The organism is Mycoplana dimorpha, from assembly GCF_003046475.1.
Taxonomy (GTDB): domain Bacteria; phylum Pseudomonadota; class Alphaproteobacteria; order Rhizobiales; family Rhizobiaceae; genus Mycoplana; species Mycoplana dimorpha.
This window is the reverse complement of record NZ_PZZZ01000001.1, coordinates 85,058-104,222: the sequence shown is the minus strand read 5'-3', so window position 1 is coordinate 104,222 and position 19,165 is coordinate 85,058. Positions and strand designations below refer to the sequence as shown.

Annotated in this window: 20 protein-coding genes; 6 read left to right on the top strand and 14 right to left on the bottom strand. The window is 66.0% G+C overall.

Annotated elements, in window-relative coordinates; all coding sequences use genetic code 11:
- Positions 1-11 precede the first annotated feature (11 nt).
- The 8 genes from glyS to C7449_RS00450 form a co-directional block, all read right to left on the bottom strand.
- The gene (glyS, locus tag C7449_RS00485) at positions 12-2,126 is read right to left on the bottom strand and encodes a glycine--tRNA ligase subunit beta (RefSeq protein ID WP_108000827.1); all 2,115 of its coding nucleotides are present in this window, start codon (positions 2,124-2,126) and stop codon (positions 12-14) included.
- A gap of 111 nt (positions 2,127-2,237) precedes the next feature.
- Complete coding sequence (locus C7449_RS00480; RefSeq protein WP_108000826.1) at positions 2,238-4,169, bottom strand: DUF2207 domain-containing protein; 1,932 nt, start codon at positions 4,167-4,169, stop codon at positions 2,238-2,240.
- Between the two features lie 99 nt (positions 4,170-4,268).
- Positions 4,269-4,817, bottom strand: a complete 549-nt coding sequence (locus C7449_RS00475) for a LemA family protein (RefSeq protein WP_108000825.1) — start codon at positions 4,815-4,817, stop codon at positions 4,269-4,271.
- A gap of 304 nt (positions 4,818-5,121) precedes the next feature.
- Positions 5,122-6,084 carry a glycine--tRNA ligase subunit alpha gene (locus C7449_RS00470; protein ID WP_108001375.1) on the bottom strand — a complete coding sequence of 321 codons (963 nt, stop codon included), beginning with the start codon at positions 6,082-6,084 and terminating at the stop codon, positions 5,122-5,124.
- 205 nt (positions 6,085-6,289) lie between these two features.
- Positions 6,290-6,481, bottom strand: a complete 192-nt coding sequence (locus tag C7449_RS00465) for a hypothetical protein (protein ID WP_108000824.1) — start codon at positions 6,479-6,481, stop codon at positions 6,290-6,292.
- Positions 6,482-6,498: 17 nt separating this feature from the next.
- Complete coding sequence (locus C7449_RS00460) at positions 6,499-7,371, bottom strand: S49 family peptidase (protein WP_108000823.1); 873 nt, start codon at positions 7,369-7,371, stop codon at positions 6,499-6,501.
- Between the two features lie 130 nt (positions 7,372-7,501).
- Positions 7,502-8,296: a tRNA1(Val) (adenine(37)-N6)-methyltransferase gene (locus tag C7449_RS00455; RefSeq protein WP_108000822.1), complete on the bottom strand. Its 795-nt coding sequence runs from the start codon at positions 8,294-8,296 to the stop codon at positions 7,502-7,504.
- Between the two features lie 49 nt (positions 8,297-8,345).
- Entirely contained in the window at positions 8,346-8,567 is a 222-nt protein-coding gene (locus C7449_RS00450; protein WP_108000821.1) for a putative signal transducing protein, read from the bottom strand.
- Positions 8,568-8,676: 109 nt separating this feature from the next.
- Between C7449_RS00450 and C7449_RS00445 the strand changes: the two genes are divergently transcribed.
- From C7449_RS00445 to moaB, 4 genes are all read left to right on the top strand, one after another.
- Positions 8,677-9,693: a polyprenyl synthetase family protein gene (locus C7449_RS00445; protein WP_108000820.1), complete on the top strand. Its 1,017-nt coding sequence runs from the start codon at positions 8,677-8,679 to the stop codon at positions 9,691-9,693.
- 151 nt (positions 9,694-9,844) lie between these two features.
- Positions 9,845-11,680 (top strand): tetratricopeptide repeat protein, encoded by a 1,836-nt coding sequence (locus tag C7449_RS00440; protein WP_108000819.1) that lies wholly within the window; start codon positions 9,845-9,847, stop codon positions 11,678-11,680.
- Positions 11,681-11,687: 7 nt separating this feature from the next.
- Entirely contained in the window at positions 11,688-12,596 is a 909-nt protein-coding gene (locus C7449_RS00435; RefSeq protein WP_108000818.1) for a 4-(cytidine 5'-diphospho)-2-C-methyl-D-erythritol kinase, read from the top strand.
- Positions 12,583-13,125: a molybdenum cofactor biosynthesis protein B gene (gene moaB / locus C7449_RS00430; protein ID WP_108000817.1), complete on the top strand. Its 543-nt coding sequence runs from the start codon at positions 12,583-12,585 to the stop codon at positions 13,123-13,125. The genes C7449_RS00435 and moaB overlap by 14 nt, the downstream gene beginning before the upstream one ends.
- A gap of 45 nt (positions 13,126-13,170) precedes the next feature.
- On the opposite strand, the gene C7449_RS00425 is transcribed toward moaB, so the two are convergent.
- Positions 13,171-13,692 carry a glycosyltransferase family protein gene (locus C7449_RS00425; RefSeq protein ID WP_108000816.1) on the bottom strand — a complete coding sequence of 174 codons (522 nt, stop codon included), beginning with the start codon at positions 13,690-13,692 and terminating at the stop codon, positions 13,171-13,173.
- A gap of 184 nt (positions 13,693-13,876) precedes the next feature.
- Here C7449_RS00425 and C7449_RS00420 point away from each other — a divergent pair, with 184 nt between their 5' ends.
- On the top strand, positions 13,877-15,034 hold the full coding sequence (locus C7449_RS00420) for a PA0069 family radical SAM protein (RefSeq protein WP_108000815.1): 1,158 nt from the start codon (positions 13,877-13,879) through the stop codon (positions 15,032-15,034).
- A gap of 338 nt (positions 15,035-15,372) precedes the next feature.
- Positions 15,373-16,032 (top strand): ribonuclease HII, encoded by a 660-nt coding sequence (locus C7449_RS00415; protein ID WP_108000814.1) that lies wholly within the window; start codon positions 15,373-15,375, stop codon positions 16,030-16,032.
- Between the two features lie 353 nt (positions 16,033-16,385).
- On the opposite strand, the gene C7449_RS00410 is transcribed toward C7449_RS00415, so the two are convergent.
- From C7449_RS00410 to C7449_RS00390, 5 genes are all read right to left on the bottom strand, one after another.
- Complete coding sequence (locus tag C7449_RS00410) at positions 16,386-16,871, bottom strand: F0F1 ATP synthase subunit B (protein WP_108000813.1); 486 nt, start codon at positions 16,869-16,871, stop codon at positions 16,386-16,388.
- 11 nt (positions 16,872-16,882) lie between these two features.
- Positions 16,883-17,542 carry a F0F1 ATP synthase subunit B gene (locus C7449_RS00405; RefSeq protein WP_108000812.1) on the bottom strand — a complete coding sequence of 220 codons (660 nt, stop codon included), beginning with the start codon at positions 17,540-17,542 and terminating at the stop codon, positions 16,883-16,885.
- A 76-nt stretch (positions 17,543-17,618) separates the two neighbouring features.
- Positions 17,619-17,846 (bottom strand): F0F1 ATP synthase subunit C, encoded by a 228-nt coding sequence (locus tag C7449_RS00400; protein WP_108001374.1) that lies wholly within the window; start codon positions 17,844-17,846, stop codon positions 17,619-17,621.
- Between the two features lie 65 nt (positions 17,847-17,911).
- A complete protein-coding gene (locus C7449_RS00395) occupies positions 17,912-18,664 on the bottom strand; it encodes a F0F1 ATP synthase subunit A (RefSeq protein WP_108000811.1) in 753 nt (250 codons plus the stop codon).
- 58 nt (positions 18,665-18,722) lie between these two features.
- Entirely contained in the window at positions 18,723-19,097 is a 375-nt protein-coding gene (locus tag C7449_RS00390; RefSeq protein ID WP_108000810.1) for an AtpZ/AtpI family protein, read from the bottom strand.
- Positions 19,098-19,165: the final 68 nt, after the last annotated feature.

The following is a 19,165-nucleotide window of genomic DNA, read 5'->3' as shown; positions in this document are numbered from 1 at the left end:
AAGCCTTCACGTTATCCGGTGATCTTGGAGAAATCTGCGACCGTGCCGGTGGCGGCACGGATCGCGGCCAGCAGCGCCAGCCGGTTCGCCCGGATCGCCGCGTCCTCGTCGTTGACCAGCACATCGTCGAAGAACGTGTCGACCGGGGCGCGCAGCTTCGACAGCGCCGTCATGGCGGCCTGGAAGTCCTCCCTGGCGACGGCGTCGGCAGCCTCGCCCGTTGCAACGACGATGGCGCCGTGCAGGTCCTTTTCGGCAGAGAGCCGGAAGAGCTCGGGGGCGATGCCGTCGGCAACCACGGTACCCTTCTTCTCCTCGGCGGCGAGCAGCTGCGTGGCGCGCTTGGTGCCGGCGAGCAGGTTCTGGCCGTCCTCGGAGGTGATGAAGGCCGTCAGCGCCTCGACGCGGCGGGCGACCATCAGCAGATCGTCGGATTCCGGCGTCAGCACCGCATCGATCAGATCGTAGCGGGCACCGAGGTCGCGCAGATAGACCTTGAGGCGATCGTGGAAGAAGGAGAGGAGGTCACCATCCTTGACCACCGACAACAGCGGCAGGCGGATGTTCTTCTCCAGCAAAATCCGGATGACGCCGAGTGCTGCCCGCCGCAGCGCGTACGGATCCTTCGAGCCGGTCGGCTTTTCGTCGATCGCCCAGAAGCCGATCAGCGTGTCGAGCTTGTCGGCCAGCGAGACGGTGATCGCCACCGGATCGGAGGGCACGCGGTCGGAGGGGCCTTGCGGCTTGTAGTGATCCTCGATGGCGTCAGCGACCGCCTGGGGCTCGCCCTGCAGCAGCGCATACTTGTGGCCCATGATGCCCTGCAGCTCAGGGAACTCGCCGACAGCCTCGGTGCGCAGGTCCGCCTTGGCGAGCACCACGGCGCGATCGACGAGCTTCGGATCGGCCCCGGTGACTTTGGCGAGTTCGGCGGCGAGCGAGCGGATGCGCATGACGCGCTCGCCCTGCGTGCCGAGCTTGGCTTGGAAGGTGACGTTGAGCGCGTCAAGCTTGGCCATGCGCTGGTCGAGCGGCTTCTTCAGGTCGAGGCCGAATTTCTCCGCCGAGGCCACCAGCGTCTCGAGATCCGGGAGGTCGTGCTGGTCGCGGGTCCAGAAATGCCGGGCGTCGGACAGGCGGGCGCGCACCACCTTGCCGTTGCCGTGGACGATCTCCTTGCCGCCGTCCTTCGCCTCGATGTTGGCGACGAGGATGAAATGGTTCGAGAGGCCTTCCCCGCCGGCCGGACGGGTGACGAAGCACTTCTGGTTGGTCTTGATGGTCAGGCGAATGATTTCGGCGGGGATCGCCAAAAACTCCTCCTCGAAGGTGCCCATCAGCACCTGCGGCCATTCGACGAGCCCGGAAACTTCTTCCAGCAGCCCCTCGTCCTCGACGAGTTCCAGCCCGTTGGCGAAGGCGATGTTGGCCGCGTCGGTGGCGATGATCTGCTTGCGGCGCTCGGCGTCGAGGATGACCCTGGCGCGCTCGAGCCCGGCCGCGTAGTCGGCAAAACGGCGGACAGTGAAGGCTTCCGGCGCATGGAAGCGGTGGCCGTATGTGACGTTGGAGGCGACGATGCCGTCGGCCTCGAACGGGATGACCCGGGTCTCCTCGGTTTCGGCCCCGAACACGCAGACGATCGACTGCAGCGGCCGCACCCAGCGCATCGCGCCGGGCTTTGCCGACGCAACACCCGAGCGCATCGACTTCGGCCAGGGGAAATTGCGGATGATGCCCGGCATCACCTCGGCGATGATCTCCTCGGCCGGCCGGCCCGGCTTGACGATGTGGGCGACGTAGAAATCACCCTTCTTCGGATCGCTGTGGACATGGGCCTCGTCGATCGAAGACAGCCCGGCGCCGCGCAAAAAGCCCTCAATCGCCTTTTCGTTGGCGTCGGTGCGCGGCCCCTTGCGCTCCTCGCGGATGTCGGCGGAGCGCGCATTGAGACCGCGGATGTCGAGCGCCAGCCGCCGCGGCGTCCAGTATTCACGCGCCCCTTCGTAGGTCAGCCCTGCTTCGACCAGCGCGTCGGTGACGAGCTTCCTAAGATCGCCTGCCGCCTTGCGCTGCATGCGGGCGGGAATTTCCTCGGAGCGGAGTTCTAGCAGAAGATCGGGCATGGATTGGACTTCGCGGGGATTGTTGCACTGCGGCCGACTTAGCAAGCCGCACGGCAAAAGTCATCCGCCCGGCAGCGGAAAAGTCCAGAATACGATGCCCCGTGAGGCGTTTTACCACCCCCCACCGCCTCCACCGCCACCGCCGCCGCCGGAGGAGCCACTGCCGGAAAAGCCGGACGACGAGCTTTTGGGCGGGGGCGGCAGCGAGGCGGTGATCGTATCGGCCATGGATCCGGCGAAGCCGCCCATCCGGTCGGCGAAGTCGCCGGGGCCGATGCCATCGCCGCTATACCAGCTCGGCTGGTAGGCGGCAGCGGCCGCACCGGCCGCGGCGGTCGCCAGCCAGCGCTGGAAGGTGTCGGACCAGGGCTTCTCGACGCCGAGGGCGACGGCATAGGGCAGAAGCGCCTCGTAGTGGCGCGGCGACATCTCCGGCGCGCCGGCCATGTTCATCCGCTCTTTTTCAGCCAATGTCAGGTACTGGCGCAGTCCGGCGATGCCGTCCATCATCTTGCGCCCGATCGGCGTCGGCGCGCCCATCAGGAAATAGAACAGCAGGTTGAGCAGGATGATGCCGCCGACCGCCAAGAGGATCGGCAGCAGGCCGCTGGCGGCGCCGCTTGCCGCGAGGCCGGCCAGTACAGCGCCGAAGATCGACAGGAAGACGAAGCCGAAGAAGGCGGCGGTGAGAACCGACATGATGCGCCTGCCGAGCGTCCGGGCACGGGTCAGCGACTTGCCGAAGGAGACGGCGAAGACGGCGAGGAAGAAGGCGGCGACGGCCGGAACGACGACCAGCGCAATCCCGTCCTCCGACAGGTTGCCGAACACCAGCATCAACAGCAAGAAAAGGGCGGAGAGCGCCACACCGCCGGCAATGTAGCCCCAGTTGGCCACGTAGTACTTGTTGCGATGCTCCTTCTCCATCGCCTGACGGAAGCTGGTGCCGAGCGTCTGGACGCGTTTGCCGTTGGCCTTGTCGATGGCGAGGCTGTCGCCCCGGGCGGCAAGCGATTTCAGAAGGATATCCTCGCCGGATGGCAGGCTCCCCTCCACGGGCTTGTCGGTGCGGGTAATGACAATGGAATTCTTCAGGTCACTCAGCGTGACATAGCCCTTCACCGCCAGGTTCAACAGGGCCGCTGAAAGCGCCGTCCAGCCCTCGCCGCCGAAGCCCTTGTTGTCGATGTAGTTGACCAGCGCCGGCGAGGCGCCCTGCGGCGGATGCCACTGCGGCACGACGACGCCTGCGGCCGGGTCGCGCCCGGCGACGATCCAGGCGCGCAGGTAGTAGAGCGCCACCAGCACGAGGCCGCCTATCCCGATCAATGCGCCGGCATTGTCGCGCAGGAACCACGCCCATTCCTGATCCGCACTCGGCCGATCGATGCTGCCGGCCGCCATTTTAACGCCGATCGTCAGCCCTTCGTGGGCACCGAGCGGGCCGGTGGTCGAAAACGCCGCCTCGTTGCCGGAGATCCTGGCGCGCGCCGCCTTTCCGGTGGCGCCGTAGGGGCCGGTGAAAAAGGTGAGTTCTTCCGGCTCGACGCCGTCGGGCAGCGCCACCGTCGCCGAGGCGCTGCGGATCGGAAACGCCCACTCCGTGCCGGTGACGTTCCAGAACAGTTCGTCGTGGCTGTCGAAATAACGGATCTGCCGGTCGGTGCGGTAGGCCAGTTCGTAGGTGTGCGGCCCCGGATCGAGCAGCACGTCGGCGGAGCCGAAATAGATGCGGATCGCGCCGCTCTCCTCCTCGGTGTGGTAGGGCTCGCGCTTGCCGTCGCGCCGAACCTCGACGATCTCGAAACCGACCCGCCGGCTGCGGCCCTCGGCGTCGACGAAGGTCAGCGGGAAGTCACGATAGATGCCGCGGCGGATGAGGTTGCCTTCGGCATTAACCTCGATCGTCTCGGTGACAGTCAGTTCGCCGTCGCGCGCAACCTCGATATCGGCGTGGAAGGAGGAGATGATTTCCGCCGCCTGCCCTGCGCCGGCCGCAAGCAGCGACAGCAGGAACAGGAGGCAGGCTGCGATCCGAGACATTGCGTGCTCCGGCGAAAAGCAATTTCCATCAAGGCTGCGGAAGGGCCCGATTTGAAACTGGCGGTGAACAAGGATGAGAGCGGTCCGCGATGCGGAGTGCTAGAACTTCACCGCCGGCACGGCGCGGTCTGCCGCATTCTCGATCTCGAAATAGGGCGCCTTGGCGAAGGAGAAGGCGCTGGCGAGCAGGTTTGAGGGAAAGCTCTCGACCTTGACGTTGAGATCGCGGGCGGCGCCGTTGTAGTAGCGGCGCGACATCTGGATCTCATCCTCCACCATCTGCAGCGATGCCTGCAACTCGCTGAAATTCTGGCTGGCCTTAAGGTCGGGATAGGCCTCGGCGATCGCCATCAGCCTGCCGAGTGCCTGGCCGAGCATGCCTTCGACGGCGGCGCGGCCCTCCACGTCGCCGGCCGGCACGGCCTGGGCCTTGTTGCGCAGCTCGACCACCTGCTCGAGCGTCTCGCGCTCATGTTTTGCGTAGCCCTTCACGGTTTCGATCAGGTTCGGGATCAGGTCGGCGCGGCGCTTCAGCTGCACGTCGATGCCCGACCAGGCCTCCTCCTTCACCTGCCGCGCCTTCACCAGGCCGTTGTAGAGAAGGATCGCGTAGAGCGCGACCACCGCTGCGATTGCCAGACCGATCATACTGTCCTCCGTTGACGCGCGAAGCGCCGCGACATTAGCATTCGCGCCGGCACTGAAAAGGCCCTCGCGCCCTGGTTGCGGCGTTAGCCGAACCGCCGGTCACAATCAACAGTTTCCGCCACGCGGTGTGACGCGGACATCGGAAAATAGCTGAGCCTGCTCCCAGGGATCGACTACCAGGCGGAGTCGACTGGCGCCGATCCGACGCTGAGCCCGGGGTGGGATGTGGGCGCCGCGCGAGACGGCGTGACGACGCGCGCGACAAAGAAGCCGCTCCGGTGATGGATGGTAGGACGACCGTCCGCTACGCCGCCTTGTTCACCCAGTTCACGCCGCCGGCGTCGGTCAGCAGGAAGGCCTCGCCGCAGGCTTTGGCGAGCGTGCGCACCCGCAGGATATAGCTCTGCCGCTCGGTGACCGAGATGACGCCGCGGGCGTCGAGGAGGTTGAAGACGTGGCTGGCCTTGATGCACTGGTCATAGGCCGGCAGCACGCATTTGTGCAGGCGCTGGTTTTCCGCATCGCCCGGGGCGCCGGCGGCGAGAAGCGCCAGGCACTCCTTCTCCGCATCGATGAAATGGCGGTGCAGCATCGCCGTGTCGGCAAATTCGAAGTTGTGGCGGGAGTATTCCTGCTCGGCCTGCAGGAAGACGTCGCCATAGGTGATCTTCTCGTCGCCCTCGCGGCCGTTGAAATTCAGGTCATAGACGTTGTCGACGCCCTGCACATACATGGCCAGCCGCTCCAGGCCATAGGTCAGTTCACCGGAAACCGGCGAGCATTCGATGCCGCAGACCTGCTGGAAATAGGTGAACTGCGAGACCTCCATGCCGTCGCACCAGCACTCCCAGCCGAGCCCCCAGGCGCCGAGCGTCGGGCTTTCCCAGTCGTCCTCGACGAAGCGCACGTCGTGCAGCAGCGGATCGAGACCGATCGCGGCGAGCGAGCCGAGGTAGAGCTCCTGCAGGTTCGAGGGGTTCGGCTTCAGGATCACCTGATATTGGTAATAGTGCTGCAGGCGGTTCGGGTTCTCGCCGTAGCGGCCGTCCGAGGGGCGGCGCGACGGCTGGACATAGGCCGCCTTCCAGGGCTTCGGCCCAAGCGCGCGCAGCGTCGTTGCCGGATGGAACGTGCCGGCGCCCACTTCCATGTCATAGGGCTGCAGCACCGCGCAGCCCTTGTCGGCCCAGTAGTTGTGAAGCGTCAGGATCAGCCCCTGGAAGGAGCGCGTCGGATGCATGTGGTCAGGCTGGGCGGCAGGGGTCATCGGTCCGGTCCGGATGGTCTTTCTGATGGCCGGACAGGTGCCACGGCCGGCCCACAGGGTCAAGGGTAAGGCGGCCGGTTTTGCCAGCCGGCGGAGTGCGCGCCACCGAGGAACGCAAACGACGCCGCGCTCCCCGGGCGAGTGAACCAGCGCGCCGATGTTTCAAAGCAACACGGCGGCCTGCCTCGACAAGGTGGCCGCGGGCCTATTCGTCGTCTCGGCGCAGGCGGTACTCGCCGGTCTCCGGATCCTTCACCAGCGTGCCGGTCGCGCCGGTCTGGCGCTCCATTTCGGCCTCGCGGCGCTTACGGGCAAGACGCTGGGCATCGGCGACGAACTTGCGGTAGCCGAGCCAGACGATCGCCGCAACGATCAGCAGGAAAATCATTTGCGCCATTTACCCTCCCCCACGCGCTAGCGGCCGTAGCGCGCCCAGAGCGCCTTTTCTTCGGCGGTCTCGACAAGCGCACCGACGCCGGCGCCGGCAGCACGCTCGGCCGCGCCAGCAAGCAGGTCCGCGCCGACGCCCGGAATCTTGCGGCCGAACAGGCCGCGCGTCGGCGAAATCAGCTGAAGCTTCGCGGTCGCTCCGTACCGGCGGCGGATTTCGCCGCGCATGTCCGCAAGGCCGTCGATCAGACCGAGCGCCACGCCGCGCTGCCCGGTCCAGAACAGGCCGGAGAAGATGTCGGGGTCGCTGGTGAGCCGTGTCCCGCGCCGCTCCTTGACCATGCCGATGAAAACGTCGTGGATCTCGACCTGCAGCGATTTCAGGTACTCAATGTCGGATTCGCGCTCCGGCTTGAACGGATCGAGGATAACCTTGTTCTCGCCAGCGGTGTAGACCCGCCGCTCCACGCCGATCTTGCGGAGCAGCTCCGGAAATCCGAAGCCGCCTGAGACGACGCCGATCGAGCCGACGATCGAGGTCGGGTCGGCGAAAATCTCGTCGCCGGCAAGGGCGATCATGTAGCCGCCGGAAGCGGCGACATCCTCGACGAAGACGAGCACGCGCTTGTTCTTCTCGGCGGCGAGGTCGCGGATGCGCTGGAAGATCAGCCGCGACTGGACCGGCGAGCCGCCCGGCGAATTGATGGAAATGGCGACGGCCGGAGCGTCCTTGATGGCGAATGCCTTGTCGAGAACGGGTGCCACCGTTGCGATGTTGAGCGTCGGCCGGAACTGACCGCCTCCCGCCATGATCGGCCCCTGCAGCCGCACGACCGGAATGGAGACGCCCTCCTTACGGAACCGTTTCGGCATCAATCTCCTGAAAAATCCGGCCATGTCGCCTCTAACTCTTCGATGCGGGTTTCAGCGTCAGATGTATGCATGCGGCGGGAAAACGCAATGGTTTCGGGGCAGAATCCGGCGGTGCCGGCGGGCGCCTTGCCCCGAAGAAGGAAATTGCGCCGCGTCAGGGCGTCCTGCGGCGGCCGGCCGTCAGCCTCGGATAGGCGGCGCGGCCGTTGTTGAGATCGTCGACGAAGGGCGAAAAGCGGTGGCCGTCGTCCTCGTGCATGACGAGCGGCGCTCGCAGGCCCAGCCGCGCCCGGGATCCCTTGATCGCCGTCACCAGGATTCGCACCGCGCTTTCGCCCGGCCGCGGATGCAGCGGCGTGATCTCGATGCCACCGAAGCGTCGGCCGCAGGCATCGATGATCGCGGCGATCGATTCCGGCCGGGCGATCAGGGAAAGCTGCCCGCCCGGCTTCATGATCGCGCCTGCGGTGCGGATCCACTGCTCGAACAGATCGTCCTGCATCGCATGGGCCTCGGCCTTGAGCGCATCGGGCGTGCGGCGATCGCTGGCGTCGTTGAAGGGCGGGTTCATGATGACGTGATCCTGAACCTCGTCCTCGAGCCCGGCGGCAAGCCGCGCCCGTCCGGTCAGCGTCACGTCCGCCTCGATCACCTCGACCCGCTCGGCAAGCCCGGCATTGCCCGGTAGCGCAAGGCTTTTGCGCGCATAGCTTGCCATGACGGCGGAACGCTCGACGAGCAGCACGTGGGCTTCCTCCAGCCGCGAGGCAACCGCCAGGCCCGCCGCTCCGGCCCCGGCGCCGAGATCGGCGACCCGCATCGGCCCCTCGCCCGCAACCAGAGCCGCCAGCAGCATCGCGTCCATGCCGGCACGGTGCCCACCGCCCTTTGGCTGGACGAGGTGGAACAGTCCGCGGTGGAAGGCGTCGATGGTGTCAATCACAGGCATGGCAGGGCTCCCCCGGCAGACGAAACGCCATCCACAGCCGCGACCGCGGTCACAACCGCAACTCCGCGCCTAGTCCGGCATCCCGCAGGATCTGCCGGGCCTCGTCCTGCCGGTCCGCATCCACCATGAGCCGGCGCGGCAGCATGCCCAGCGAACCTTCGAGAATGCTCATGCCCTGATCGGCGATGAGGTAATGGATGCCGGCATCCTTCATCAGGCTTTCGGCGAAAGAGAGCAGCACGGCATCGTTGGTGCGGATCAGTTCAATCATATGCTTTTCGTTTTCCAGTTTATTTCGGACGCCGGGGCAATTCGCCTCTTGCTCCGGCAGGTCCCCCTTTCTATTGTCCCGCGACTGAATTGAACAGGAGTCCGGGCACTTGGGCGTCGTGATACCGCTTGACGAGGGCAAAAACAAAATGGCGTCTGTACAGCCTCTCGTGGACCTGACGAAAGGCGACATGGAGCGCGTCAACCAGCTGATCCTGTCGAAGGCCGGCTCGGACGTCCAGATGATTCCCGAAGTCGCCAATCACCTGATCTCCTCCGGCGGAAAGCGCCTGCGGCCGATGCTGACGCTCGCCGCCGCCTCGATGTTCGGCTATGCGGGCGACCACCACGTCAAGCTCGCGACCAGTGTCGAGTTCATGCATACCGCGACACTGCTGCATGACGACGTGGTCGACGAAAGCGACCTGCGCCGCGGCAAGTCGACCGCGCGGACGATCTGGGGCAACCAGGCAAGCGTGCTCGTCGGCGACTTCCTGCTCGGCCAGGCCTTCAAGATGATGGTCGAGGTCGGCTCGCTCGAGGCGCTGGACGTGCTCTCCTCCGCCGCCACGGTGATCGCCGAGGGCGAGGTGCTGCAGCTCTCCGTCGCCAAGAACATGGAGACAACGGAAGACGACTACCTTGAGGTGATCCGCGCCAAGACGGCGGCGCTGTTCGCAGCTGCCGCCGAGGTCGGTCCGATCGTTGCCAATGTCGGCCGGTCGGAACGCAATGCCCTGAGGTCCTACGGCATGAACTTGGGGCTGGCCTTCCAGCTCGTCGACGATGCGCTCGACTACGGCGGCAAGGCCGCCGATCTCGGCAAGAACGTCGGCGACGATTTCCGCGAGGGCAAGATCACCCTGCCGGTCATCCTCGCCTGGCGGCGCGGCACCGCCGAAGACCGCACCTTCTGGCGCAAGGCGATCGAGGGCGGCGAGAGCGACGAGGCCAACCTGCAGCATGCCCTGGGTCTGATCACCCGCTATGGCGGCCTGTCGGACACGATCGCGCGCGCCCAGCATTACGGCACGATCGCCCGCGACGCCCTGGCACCGCTGCCCGAGAGCCCCTGGAAATCTGCGCTTCTGGAAGTGATCGATTTCTGCGTCTCGCGCGTCAGCTGACCGCCTGGGCTTTCTTTCGGCGGCACAGGAAAATCTTGCCGCACCGCGCCAAAAAAGCCATTCTCTCAGCCCATGAGTCCACGCTGATTTGGACAGGATCGTGACGGGCCGGCGGCCGCACCTGCCGGCTCCCCCAGTGAAAGGCATCTGCATGCGGCATTCCCTGATCTTCCGGCTTCTCTCGGGCGTCGCCGTCGTCGCCGGGCTCGCCCTTTCGGGTGCGCCGGCCGCACGCGCGCAGGATAGCTCGACTGCCGCCGCAGACGTTGAATCGTTCGACCCGCAGAGCGTCAACAGCTTCTCCGGCGCCTTCCTGGCGGCCCGGACGGCCGATTCCGACAAGGATTTCGACAACGCGATCGCGCTTTACCGGATCGCGCTGCAATTCGACCCGGCAAACACCGAGGTCAAGGAGCGGCTGATGATCACGCTGCTCATGAACGGGCAGTTCGACGAGGGCGTCAAGCTCGCGGAGGCGCTCAAGGGCGACGCGGCCGTCGAGCGCATCACGACCGTGGTGCGCGGCATGGATGCGATCCGCAAGCGCGAATACCGTGCCGCCGAGAAGATCCTCGTCTATCGCGGCCCGAACGATCTAGACCGGATGATGACCGGGCTGCTGCTCGCCTGGGCGAAGTTCGGCGATGGCAAGCCGAAGGAGGCGCTCGCCACCATTTCGGGCATGGACGGTCCGGACTGGTTTTCCATCTTCAAGAACTATCACGCCGGCGCGATCGCCGCCGCGGCCGGCGACAAGGCGACGGCGCGCAAGCGCCTGAACGATGCGATCCTCGACCGCGAAGGCGGCAGTGCCGCCCCGGACACCTTCATGCGTGCCGTCGTGGCACTCGCCAGGCTCGAGGCGCGCGAGGGCAACAGGCAGAAGGCCCTGGACGCAATCTCCGTCGGCGACAACCTCGTCTCGAACTATGCGCCCCTGAAGGCGCTTCGTGCCAGCATCGAAAACGGCGAGAAGCAGGATCAGCAGGTGCGGACCGCGGCGCAAGGCGCTGCCGCCGTGCTCTTTTCCATCGGGGGAGCGCTGAACCGTGAAGGAGCGGAGGACATCGTCTCGCTCTATCTGCAGATCTCCCGTGCGCTCGATCCGGACAGCGCCGACACCCTGGTGCTGCTCGGCGGGTTGGCGGAAAGCCGGAAGAAGCCGGAAGAGGCGATCGAACTCTATCGACAGGTGCCGAAGGATTCGCCGATGCATCGGCTTTCCGAGCTGCAGCTCGGCCTGCAACTCGCCGACCTCGGCCAGGTCGACGAGGCGAAGAAGCACCTCAAGGCGCTGATCGCGGCCGACCCGAAGGACATGCGCAGCTATCTCGCCTACGGCAGCGTTCTGTCCGACGCCAAGGAATACAAGGAGATGGGCGAGGTCTATGACCAGGCGGTCGAGCAGATCGGCAATGTGCCCAACCGCTCGCACTGGACGGTCTACTTCCAGCGCGGCATCGCCTACGAGCGGCAGAAGAAGTGGGAAACGGCAGAGCCGAATTTCCGCAAGGCGCTGGAACTCAATCCGGACCAGCCCCAGGTGCTCAATTACCTCGGCTATTCCTGGGTCGACATGAACATCAACCTCGAGGAAGGCCTCGAGATGATCCGCAAGGCGGTGAGCGTGAAGCCCGACGACGGCTATATCGTCGATTCGCTCGGCTGGGCCTATTTCCGCCTCGGCCAGTATGACGATGCCGTAGCCGAACTGGAGCGTGCCGCCGAACTCAGGGCCGGCGATCCGACGATCAACGACCATCTCGGCGACGCCTACTGGCGCGTCGGCCGCAAGCTGGAGGCGACCTTCCAGTGGAACCGCGCACTCGGGCTGAAGCCCGAGGAGGCCGAGATCCCGAAGATCAAGGCGAAGATCGAGAAAGGCCTTCCCGACCAGTCCAAGCCGCCGGCGGCCGCCCAGGCGACCGACAAGGAACCGGTGAAGACGCCGGCGCTGGATGTCCCGGACCCCGACAAGAAGTCCTGATCCGGCCATGGCAGCAGACGGCATGGGCTTCGCGATCACGGAGCCTGCCCCCGCAAAGATCAACCTGGCCCTGCATGTCGTCGGCCAGCGTGCAGACGGTTACCATCTGCTCGACATGCTGGTGACCTTCACGCGTTTTGGCGACCGGGTTTCGATCGCTCCCGCCGAGACGGACCGCTTCACGATCTCCGGCCGCTTTGCAGCCCAGCTTGATAACGCCGACAACCTCGTGCTCCGGGCACGCGACCGGCTGCGCGGAGCGCTTTCGGCCAGGCAGGTCGCCGCCCCGCCCGTCCACCTGCATCTGGAGAAGAACCTGCCGGTCGCATCCGGCATCGGCGGCGGCTCGGCCGACGCCGCGGCAGCGCTGCGCGGGCTCGTCCGGCATTGGACCGCCGCAATCCCTGAACGCGAGCTTGCGGATCTGGCGCTGGAACTCGGCGCCGACGTGCCGATGTGCCTGGCGGCGCGGCCGCTGGTCGCCCGGGGCATCGGCGAGAGGATCACCCTGCTGCAGACGCTGCCCTCGTTTGCGCTGGTGCTGGTCAACCCGCTCGTCGGCGTTGCGACACCGGAGATCTTCCGGCGGCTTTCCGAACGGCACAATCCACCGCTGGCTCTTCCCGAGAGGGGCTCTAGTGGCGCCGACTGGCTCGCCGCCATGAGCGGGATGCGCAACGACCTGGAGGCTCCCGCCCGCCTGTTGTGCCGGGAAATCGAGGCGGTACGCGCCAGGCTCGAAACGACCGCTCCGCGGCTGGTGCGGATGTCCGGGTCGGGGGCCACCTGTTTCGGGCTTTACGATACGATCGAGATGGCACGCGACGCTGCCGCCGCTCTGGAAGACGCCCATCCGGATTGGTTCGTCGTCGCAACGCAAACGCTTGACGGGAGGCAGGATCATGGCGCGGCTTGACGAAACGAGACCCTTCATCCCCCTCGCAATCGCCGTGATGACGGTTTCGGACACCCGAACGGCAGCCGACGACCGCTCGGGCGACACGCTCGTGGAGCGGCTCGAGACGGCCGGCCACCGACTCGCCGCCCGCGCCATCGTGCCGGACGACAAGGGGGCGATCCGGGCCCAGGTTGAGGCGTGGACAAAGGACGCGGGCATCGATGTCGTGATCACCACCGGCGGAACCGGCTTCACCGGCCGGGACGTGACGCCCGAGGCGCTGGAGCCGCTGTTCGAGAAGAAGATGGACGGGTTCTCCGAAGTCTTCCACCGCCTCTCCTACGACAAGATCGGCACCTCGACGATCCAGTCACGCGCCACCGGCGGGGTGGCGAACGCGACCTACATCTTCGTGCTGCCCGGCTCCCCGGGCGCCTGCCGCGACGCCTGGGACGGCATCCTCGCCTCGCAGCTCGACTATCGCCACATGCCCTGCAACTTCGTGGAGATCATGCCGCGGCTGGACGAGCACCTGAAGCGGAAGTAACCCGGTCACGATTTTCGCTGTTGCGAAAGGCGCCTTAGGAAACGGCTATTGCCGCTTGTCACGGACGGCCCAGGCGGGGACGATCTCGGCGACAAGCCTGCGGGGCCGCGCCGCCGTGGCCAGTTGCTCCAGTCCCATGCCGGAACGCATGGTCGCGCCCGCCTGCCCCTTCGGCATCAGCAAGCCCTCCTCCAGAACCGTGCCCTTGCCGATGAGCCGCTGCAGGAACGTGCGGCGGTGATCGCGCGCTACGGAAAACCGCACCGCTGCCTTGCTGGTCGAAACATGTTCGGCGACAGCTTCCACCCAGCCGTTCAAGGGACGCGCCCCGGGCTCCAGCAGCAGCAACCACTCGCCCCGCGCCGCCGCAATGACCTCCGGCAGGTCCCAATCGGTCAGGAACCGGCAACCGGCCGCATCCGCGACATCCGCAGAGCCGTCGCGGGAACCATGGTCGAGCACCACGACGTCCCGCACCAGCCCGTCCACGGCAGCCGGAACCAGCGCAGCCAGGGTCTGCGCCAGTTCGGCCTCATCGTCGTTGCATTCCAGCATGACAGTCAGCATGACTGACCCTTAACCCATTGCGATCGGCAACGCTACCGAACCAAAAGCAAGCGGCGGGCCATCTCCGGCGACACACTGACTAGATCGGCATCAGCGGCCGCAACTTTGTTCTTGTATTGTTCTCTTTCGGCTGCTAGGAATAAAAGCATTGAAGGGGGCCGATTCCCCCCGACGGAGAACCCCGATGACCGAGCTGTCCAGCCTCAGGCAGGGTGCGCTTGCACCTGCCAACACGGCCGATATTGCCGACGCGCTGATGACGCAAAGCGGCCTGCGCATCGATATCGATCGGCGTCGCGGACGCGGGGCAGGCCTCAATTTCTCCGGCCGCTTCGAGCAGCAGAGTCGCGAGCGCTTCGATGATGGGTGGGAATCGCTGGAGGACCTGCCGCCGTTCAAGACCGAAGTGCAGGTGGAAAAGCCTCGCAGCATCATTTCCCGCAACGAGTCGCCCGACATTCCGTTCGACCGCTCGGTCAATCCCTATCGCGGCTGCGAGCACGGCTGCATCTACTGCTTCGCCCGCCCGACGCACGCCTTCATGGGGCTGTCCGCGGGACTGGATTTCGAGTCCCGGCTGTTTGCCAAGCCTAACGCGCCGCGGCTGCTCGAGCGCGAGCTTTCGAAGCCCGGCTACCGGCCGCGGGTCATCGCAATCGGCACCAACACCGATCCCTACCAGCCGATCGAAAAGGAATGGGGGATCATGCGCCAGATCCTCGAGGTGCTGGAAGCCGCAAATCATCCGGTCTCGATCGTCACCAAGTCGGCGCTCGTGATGCGCGATGTCGACATCCTATCGCGCATGGCGGCGCGCGGCCTCGCCTGGGTCGGTCTGTCCGTGACGACGCTTGACCGCAAGCTGGCGCGCAGCATGGAGCCCCGGGCCGCAACGCCCGCCCGGCGACTGGAGGCGATGCGCACGCTTTCTGACGCGGGCGTGCCGGTCAGCGTGATGGCGGCGCCGATCATCCCCGGCCTGACCGACCACGAGCTTGAACGCATCCTAGAGTCCGGCAAGACGGCCGGCGCGCAGGAGGCGAGCTACGTCCTGTTGCGCCTGCCGCTCGAGGTCAGCCCGCTGTTCCGCGACTGGCTGCTGCGGGAGTACCCGGACCGCTACCGGCATGTGATGTCGCTGATACGCTCGATGCGCGGCGGCAAGGACTATGACGCGGAGTTCGGCAAGCGGATGAAGGGCGCCGGTCCCTACGCCTGGCAGATCGCCCGGCGGTTCGAGCTCGCGGCGAAGCGCCTGAAGCTCAACCGGGTCCGCCGCAGCCTCTCGACCGAGCTTTTCGTTCCTCCGTCGGGCAGCGGCGTGCAGCTTTCGCTGCTGTAGCACGCGCAGTGCAGCACAGGCGCAGGGGGGCGCGGTCGGCAGGTAGACCATGTCGCCACACCTCCCGGCGACGGCGGGGGCGTTGCGGCTCGCGACCGCCCGGCGGTCGTGTCAGCAGGCAGCCTGACGTAGCGGCTGAGCGGCAAGCGATGCTGGCCTGCCGGCTCCGGGACGGGGTAGCACCGTGCCGCGGCATCCTGCGGCAGCAAGCATGAATTGCGGCGTCGTTTGCCGCCGCACATTTCGACATTGCTCATCCCCGCGCAATGTCGACGTTCCCCGGTGTCGCCTCGCCGGGGGACTTGCAGGGAATCGGTCGGTCGTGCGAGGGTCGCCGCATGTCTCGTCGCGCGGCCACCGATTCCCCCCTCCTCTTCGAACTGCCCGAAGGGCCGGACTTCCACATGGAGCTGTCGGCGCGGAAGGCCGGGCAATGGCCAGTCGCAGGCGCCGACGAAGCCGGCCGCGGCCCCCTGGCGGGTCCGGTGGTGGCGGCGGCCGTCGTCCTCGATCCGGAGAGAATCCCCGACGGCCTGCATGATTCCAAGCAACTGACCGCCATAAAGCGAGAAGAGCTGTTCACGGCGATCCTTTCGACCGCCCTGGTCTCCGTCGCCTCCAGCAGTGCCCGCCGCATCGACCGGACCGACATCCGCAAGGCGAGCCTGGACGCGATGCGGCGTGCCGTCTGCGGCCTGCCGGTCCGCCCCGGCCTCGTCCTGACCGATGGGCTCGACGTTCCGCCGGGACTTCCCTGCGGCGGCCGCGCAGTGGTGAAAGGGGACGCCCGCGTGCTGTCGATCGCCGCCGCCTCCATCGTCGCCAAGGTGGTTCGCGACCGGATGATGACCTGCGCCGAAAACAGCTATCCCGGCTACGGCTTCGACAGCCATGCCGGCTATGCCACCGAACGCCATCGCGACGCGATCGGCCAACTCGGCCCCTGCGCCCTCCACCGCCTGTCGTTCCGCCCGTTCCGTCCGGACCCGCTCGACTGAGGTCCAACGCCCGCGCGCAACGAAGTCCGCTGTCCGGAACGGCCGCGCAGTCTACTCGCCTCTGCGTCCCACAGCATGGAAGATCGCCCTACAACCCTGTCGCATGCCCCTATGGCAGAAGCCATCTTGCGCTGAACCGACGCATAGGGAAAACTGCCAGGGCTGCGAATTGCGGATTACGCTGCGATCCAAACGCGCTTCGAACCGCGGCCCGCGCTCGTCTGGATCACGGCGGCAGGCCGAGGCAGCCGACGCCGGCGCAGCTCGGCGCTAGGGGCAGGATCTTGTAAGCCGAGAAACAAAAAAGGCCGGATCGCTCCGGCCTTTGATCTTTCCCGCAGAGGCGAATGCCGTCAGTTCAGGCGCGTCTTCACTTCCGAGACGGCGCTGTCGAACAGCGTCTTGCTGGCGGCCGTGTCGGCCTTGCCGGCGATGACCTTTTCGGCGGCGCTGATTGCGAGGTCGACGGCTGCGGAGCGAACGGCGTTGATCGCATCGGCCTCGGCCTGCTTGATCTTCTGCTCGGACAGCAGCGTGCGACGAGCGACGTACTCCTCGCTCTTCTGCTTGGCTTCGGCCGTCAGGGCCTCAGCCTCGCGCTGTGCGGTAGCGACGATGGCGGCCGCATCGGCTTCCGCCTCCTTGCGCTTGCGCTGGTACTCGGCGAGCAGGCTCTGGGCCTCCTCGCGCAGCCGCTTGGCTTCCGCCAGTTCATTGGCGATCTTCTCGGCACGCTGGTCGAGGGCCTTGCCCATCGTACCCGGTACCTTGAGGTAGACGATCAGGGCCAGGAAGAGAACGAGGCCGACAAAGGCGTAGAACGTTGCGTCGAATGCCATGGTCCCGCTCCTTACTTCGCTGCCAGCTTGACCGCCGCCGCGATCTCGGCCTTGGTCGCCTTGCCGCCGATCAACTGCTCGACGACCGCCGCCGCAGTGTCCTCGGCGATCGCGCCGACATCGGCCAACGCCTTTTCCTTGATGCCGGCAATCCGGTCCTCGGCAGCGGCGATCTTGGCGTTCAGGCTCTCTTCGATCTTCAGGCGCTCGGCCTCGGCCTTGGCCTTGGCGGCGTCGCGCGCTTCGGAAGCGATCGCGTGGCCCTTGGCGCGGGCGTCGGCGAGTTCCTGCTCATAGGTTGCAATCGCGCTGTCGGCCTCTGACTTCAGGCGGGACGCCTCGTCGAGGTCCTGGGCGATGCGGTCATGCCGCGTCTCCAGGATCGAGCCGATGCGCGGCACGATGACCTTGGACATGATCAGGTAGAACAGCCCGAAGGTGATCGCCAGCCACAGGACCTGGGAGGCGAAGGTCGACTGGTCGAACGGCGGAAACACGCCCTTGCCGGGTTGCTCGCCGTGGGCGACACCCGTTTCGGTGTGCAGTTCGCCGGCCGGGGCGGCGGCGCCCTGCGCATCGCCAGCCGGAGCGGCGCTGTGCGTTTGCGTCGTGGTCTCGGCCTGAGCGATCGTGATTGGGGTGGACTCGGCCTTGGCCGGGGTCGCAGACATGCTCACCTCCAGGTGCACTCAAATATCAAGCGGACCACGACTCGCGGGGAGCCGTGGTCCGGTCTTCGAGCCGGTATCAGACGGCGAAGAGCAGCAGCAGAGCAATGAGCAGCGAGAAGATGCCCAGAGCTTCCGTAACGGCAAAGCCGAATACGAGGCGGCCGAACTGGCCGTCAGCAGCAGACGGATTGCGCAGTGCGCCGGACAGGTAGTTGCCGAAGATGTTGCCGAGGCCGAGGGCCGTGCCGGCCATGCCAAAGCATGCGAGACCTGCGCCGATGTACTTTGCTGCTTCCGCTTCCATGATGAACTCCTTCGAATGGGTTGTTGCGGCTTGGACTGGTGCGGAACGCACCAACGACTTTCTCCTTAGTGGCCGCCCGGATGCACAGCGTCATTGAGGTACATGCACGTCAGTACCGCAAAGACGTAGGCCTGCAGGAATGCCACGAGGAACTCGAGACCGGTCAGGGCGACCGTCATCATGAGGGGAAGCACCGCACCGCCGACACCGAGCGCGCCAAGGGCTCCGAGCGAGGCTACGAAGCCTGCGAACACCTTGAGCGTGATGTGCCCCGCCAGCATGTTGGCGAAGAGACGGACGGAAAGGCTGATCGGACGCGACAGGAACGAGATGATCTCGATCGCGACGACCAGCGGAAGCAAGGCGCCGGGGACGCCCTGTGGAACGAACAGCTTCAGGAAGCCGAAGCCGTGCTTGTAGAAACCGTACAGAATGACCGTGCCAATGACGAGCAGGGCCAGCGCGAAGGTGACGATGATCTGGCTGGTGACCGTGAAGAAGTAGGGCATCATGCCGAGAAGGTTCGCCGTCAGGATGAACATGAACAGCGAGAAGACCATCGGGAAGAACTTCATGCCGCTGCTGCCGGCGCCTTCGCGCAGCATCGAGGCGATGAACTCGTAGGACATTTCCGACACCGACTGCATGCGGCTCGGGATGATGCCGCGCTGCGAGGTCGTCATGTACAGAAAGCCCGCCGCGACAGCGGCCGAAGCCACCATGAACAGCGACGCATTGGTGAAGGAGAAGTCGATTCCGCCAATTTCGATCGGAACAATCTTGTTGACCAGAAACTGATGGGTCGGATCGTTGGACACCGCTAATCTCTCTCGTTTGCCGCCGTCAGGCGGGTATTCCTTCATCCATCAGGGCAGCTCAGCCGCTGTCCTTGTTCGCCTTGTCGCCGGCATCCCTGCCGGCCATCCTGTCGACCGGATGGGGCGACGCCACCATACCCGCCGACCGCATCACGTTCAGCACCCCGGCACAGAAGCCGAGCAGCAGGAGCACGATCATGCCCCACGGCGCCGTTCCGGCGAACCGGTCCAGCAGATAGCCCAGAAGCGCCCCGACAATTACCGCGGCGACGAACTCGCTGGAGAGCTTTACGGCCACCGCGTAGCCCTTGCGGCTTTCGGCTGCCTTCTCATCCGCGGCGTCGCCATCGGCTTCGTCCCTGCGTCTTTCCGCCAGTTCGGCTTCGAGACGCTGCAATCTCTCTTCCAGACTCTCTTTTCCGCTGCCCTGCATGGCGCTATCCTTCCCTGTCCACGGCGCTAGGCGCCCTATTGCGGACAAATTCACGGGTAGGTTTTAAG

What these genes read in the sequence shown, in the direction of transcription:
- glyS (WP_108000827.1), bottom strand. Translation starts at nt 2,126, where the DNA reads ATGCCCGATCTTCTGCTAGAACTCCGCTCCGAGGAAATTCCCGCCCGC.
- C7449_RS00480 (WP_108000826.1), bottom strand. Translation starts at nt 4,169, where the DNA reads ATGTCTCGGATCGCAGCCTGCCTCCTGTTCCTGCTGTCGCTGCTTGCG.
- C7449_RS00475 (WP_108000825.1), bottom strand. Translation starts at nt 4,817, where the DNA reads ATGATCGGTCTGGCAATCGCAGCGGTGGTCGCGCTCTACGCGATCCTT.
- C7449_RS00470 (WP_108001375.1), bottom strand. Translation starts at nt 6,084, where the DNA reads ATGACCCCTGCCGCCCAGCCTGACCACATGCATCCGACGCGCTCCTTC.
- C7449_RS00465 (WP_108000824.1), bottom strand. Translation starts at nt 6,481, where the DNA reads ATGGCGCAAATGATTTTCCTGCTGATCGTTGCGGCGATCGTCTGGCTC.
- C7449_RS00460 (WP_108000823.1), bottom strand. Translation starts at nt 7,371, where the DNA reads ATGGCCGGATTTTTCAGGAGATTGATGCCGAAACGGTTCCGTAAGGAG.
- C7449_RS00455 (WP_108000822.1), bottom strand. Translation starts at nt 8,296, where the DNA reads ATGCCTGTGATTGACACCATCGACGCCTTCCACCGCGGACTGTTCCAC.
- C7449_RS00450 (WP_108000821.1), bottom strand. Translation starts at nt 8,567, where the DNA reads ATGATTGAACTGATCCGCACCAACGATGCCGTGCTGCTCTCTTTCGCC.
- C7449_RS00440 (WP_108000819.1), top strand. Translation starts at nt 9,845, where the DNA reads ATGCGGCATTCCCTGATCTTCCGGCTTCTCTCGGGCGTCGCCGTCGTC.
- C7449_RS00435 (WP_108000818.1), top strand. Translation starts at nt 11,688, where the DNA reads ATGGCAGCAGACGGCATGGGCTTCGCGATCACGGAGCCTGCCCCCGCA.
- moaB (WP_108000817.1), top strand. Translation starts at nt 12,583, where the DNA reads ATGGCGCGGCTTGACGAAACGAGACCCTTCATCCCCCTCGCAATCGCC.
- C7449_RS00425 (WP_108000816.1), bottom strand. Translation starts at nt 13,692, where the DNA reads ATGCTGACTGTCATGCTGGAATGCAACGACGATGAGGCCGAACTGGCG.
- C7449_RS00420 (WP_108000815.1), top strand. Translation starts at nt 13,877, where the DNA reads ATGACCGAGCTGTCCAGCCTCAGGCAGGGTGCGCTTGCACCTGCCAAC.
- C7449_RS00415 (WP_108000814.1), top strand. Translation starts at nt 15,373, where the DNA reads ATGTCTCGTCGCGCGGCCACCGATTCCCCCCTCCTCTTCGAACTGCCC.
- C7449_RS00410 (WP_108000813.1), bottom strand. Translation starts at nt 16,871, where the DNA reads ATGGCATTCGACGCAACGTTCTACGCCTTTGTCGGCCTCGTTCTCTTC.
- C7449_RS00405 (WP_108000812.1), bottom strand. Translation starts at nt 17,542, where the DNA reads ATGTCTGCGACCCCGGCCAAGGCCGAGTCCACCCCAATCACGATCGCT.
- C7449_RS00400 (WP_108001374.1), bottom strand. Translation starts at nt 17,846, where the DNA reads ATGGAAGCGGAAGCAGCAAAGTACATCGGCGCAGGTCTCGCATGCTTT.
- C7449_RS00390 (WP_108000810.1), bottom strand. Translation starts at nt 19,097, where the DNA reads ATGCAGGGCAGCGGAAAAGAGAGTCTGGAAGAGAGATTGCAGCGTCTC.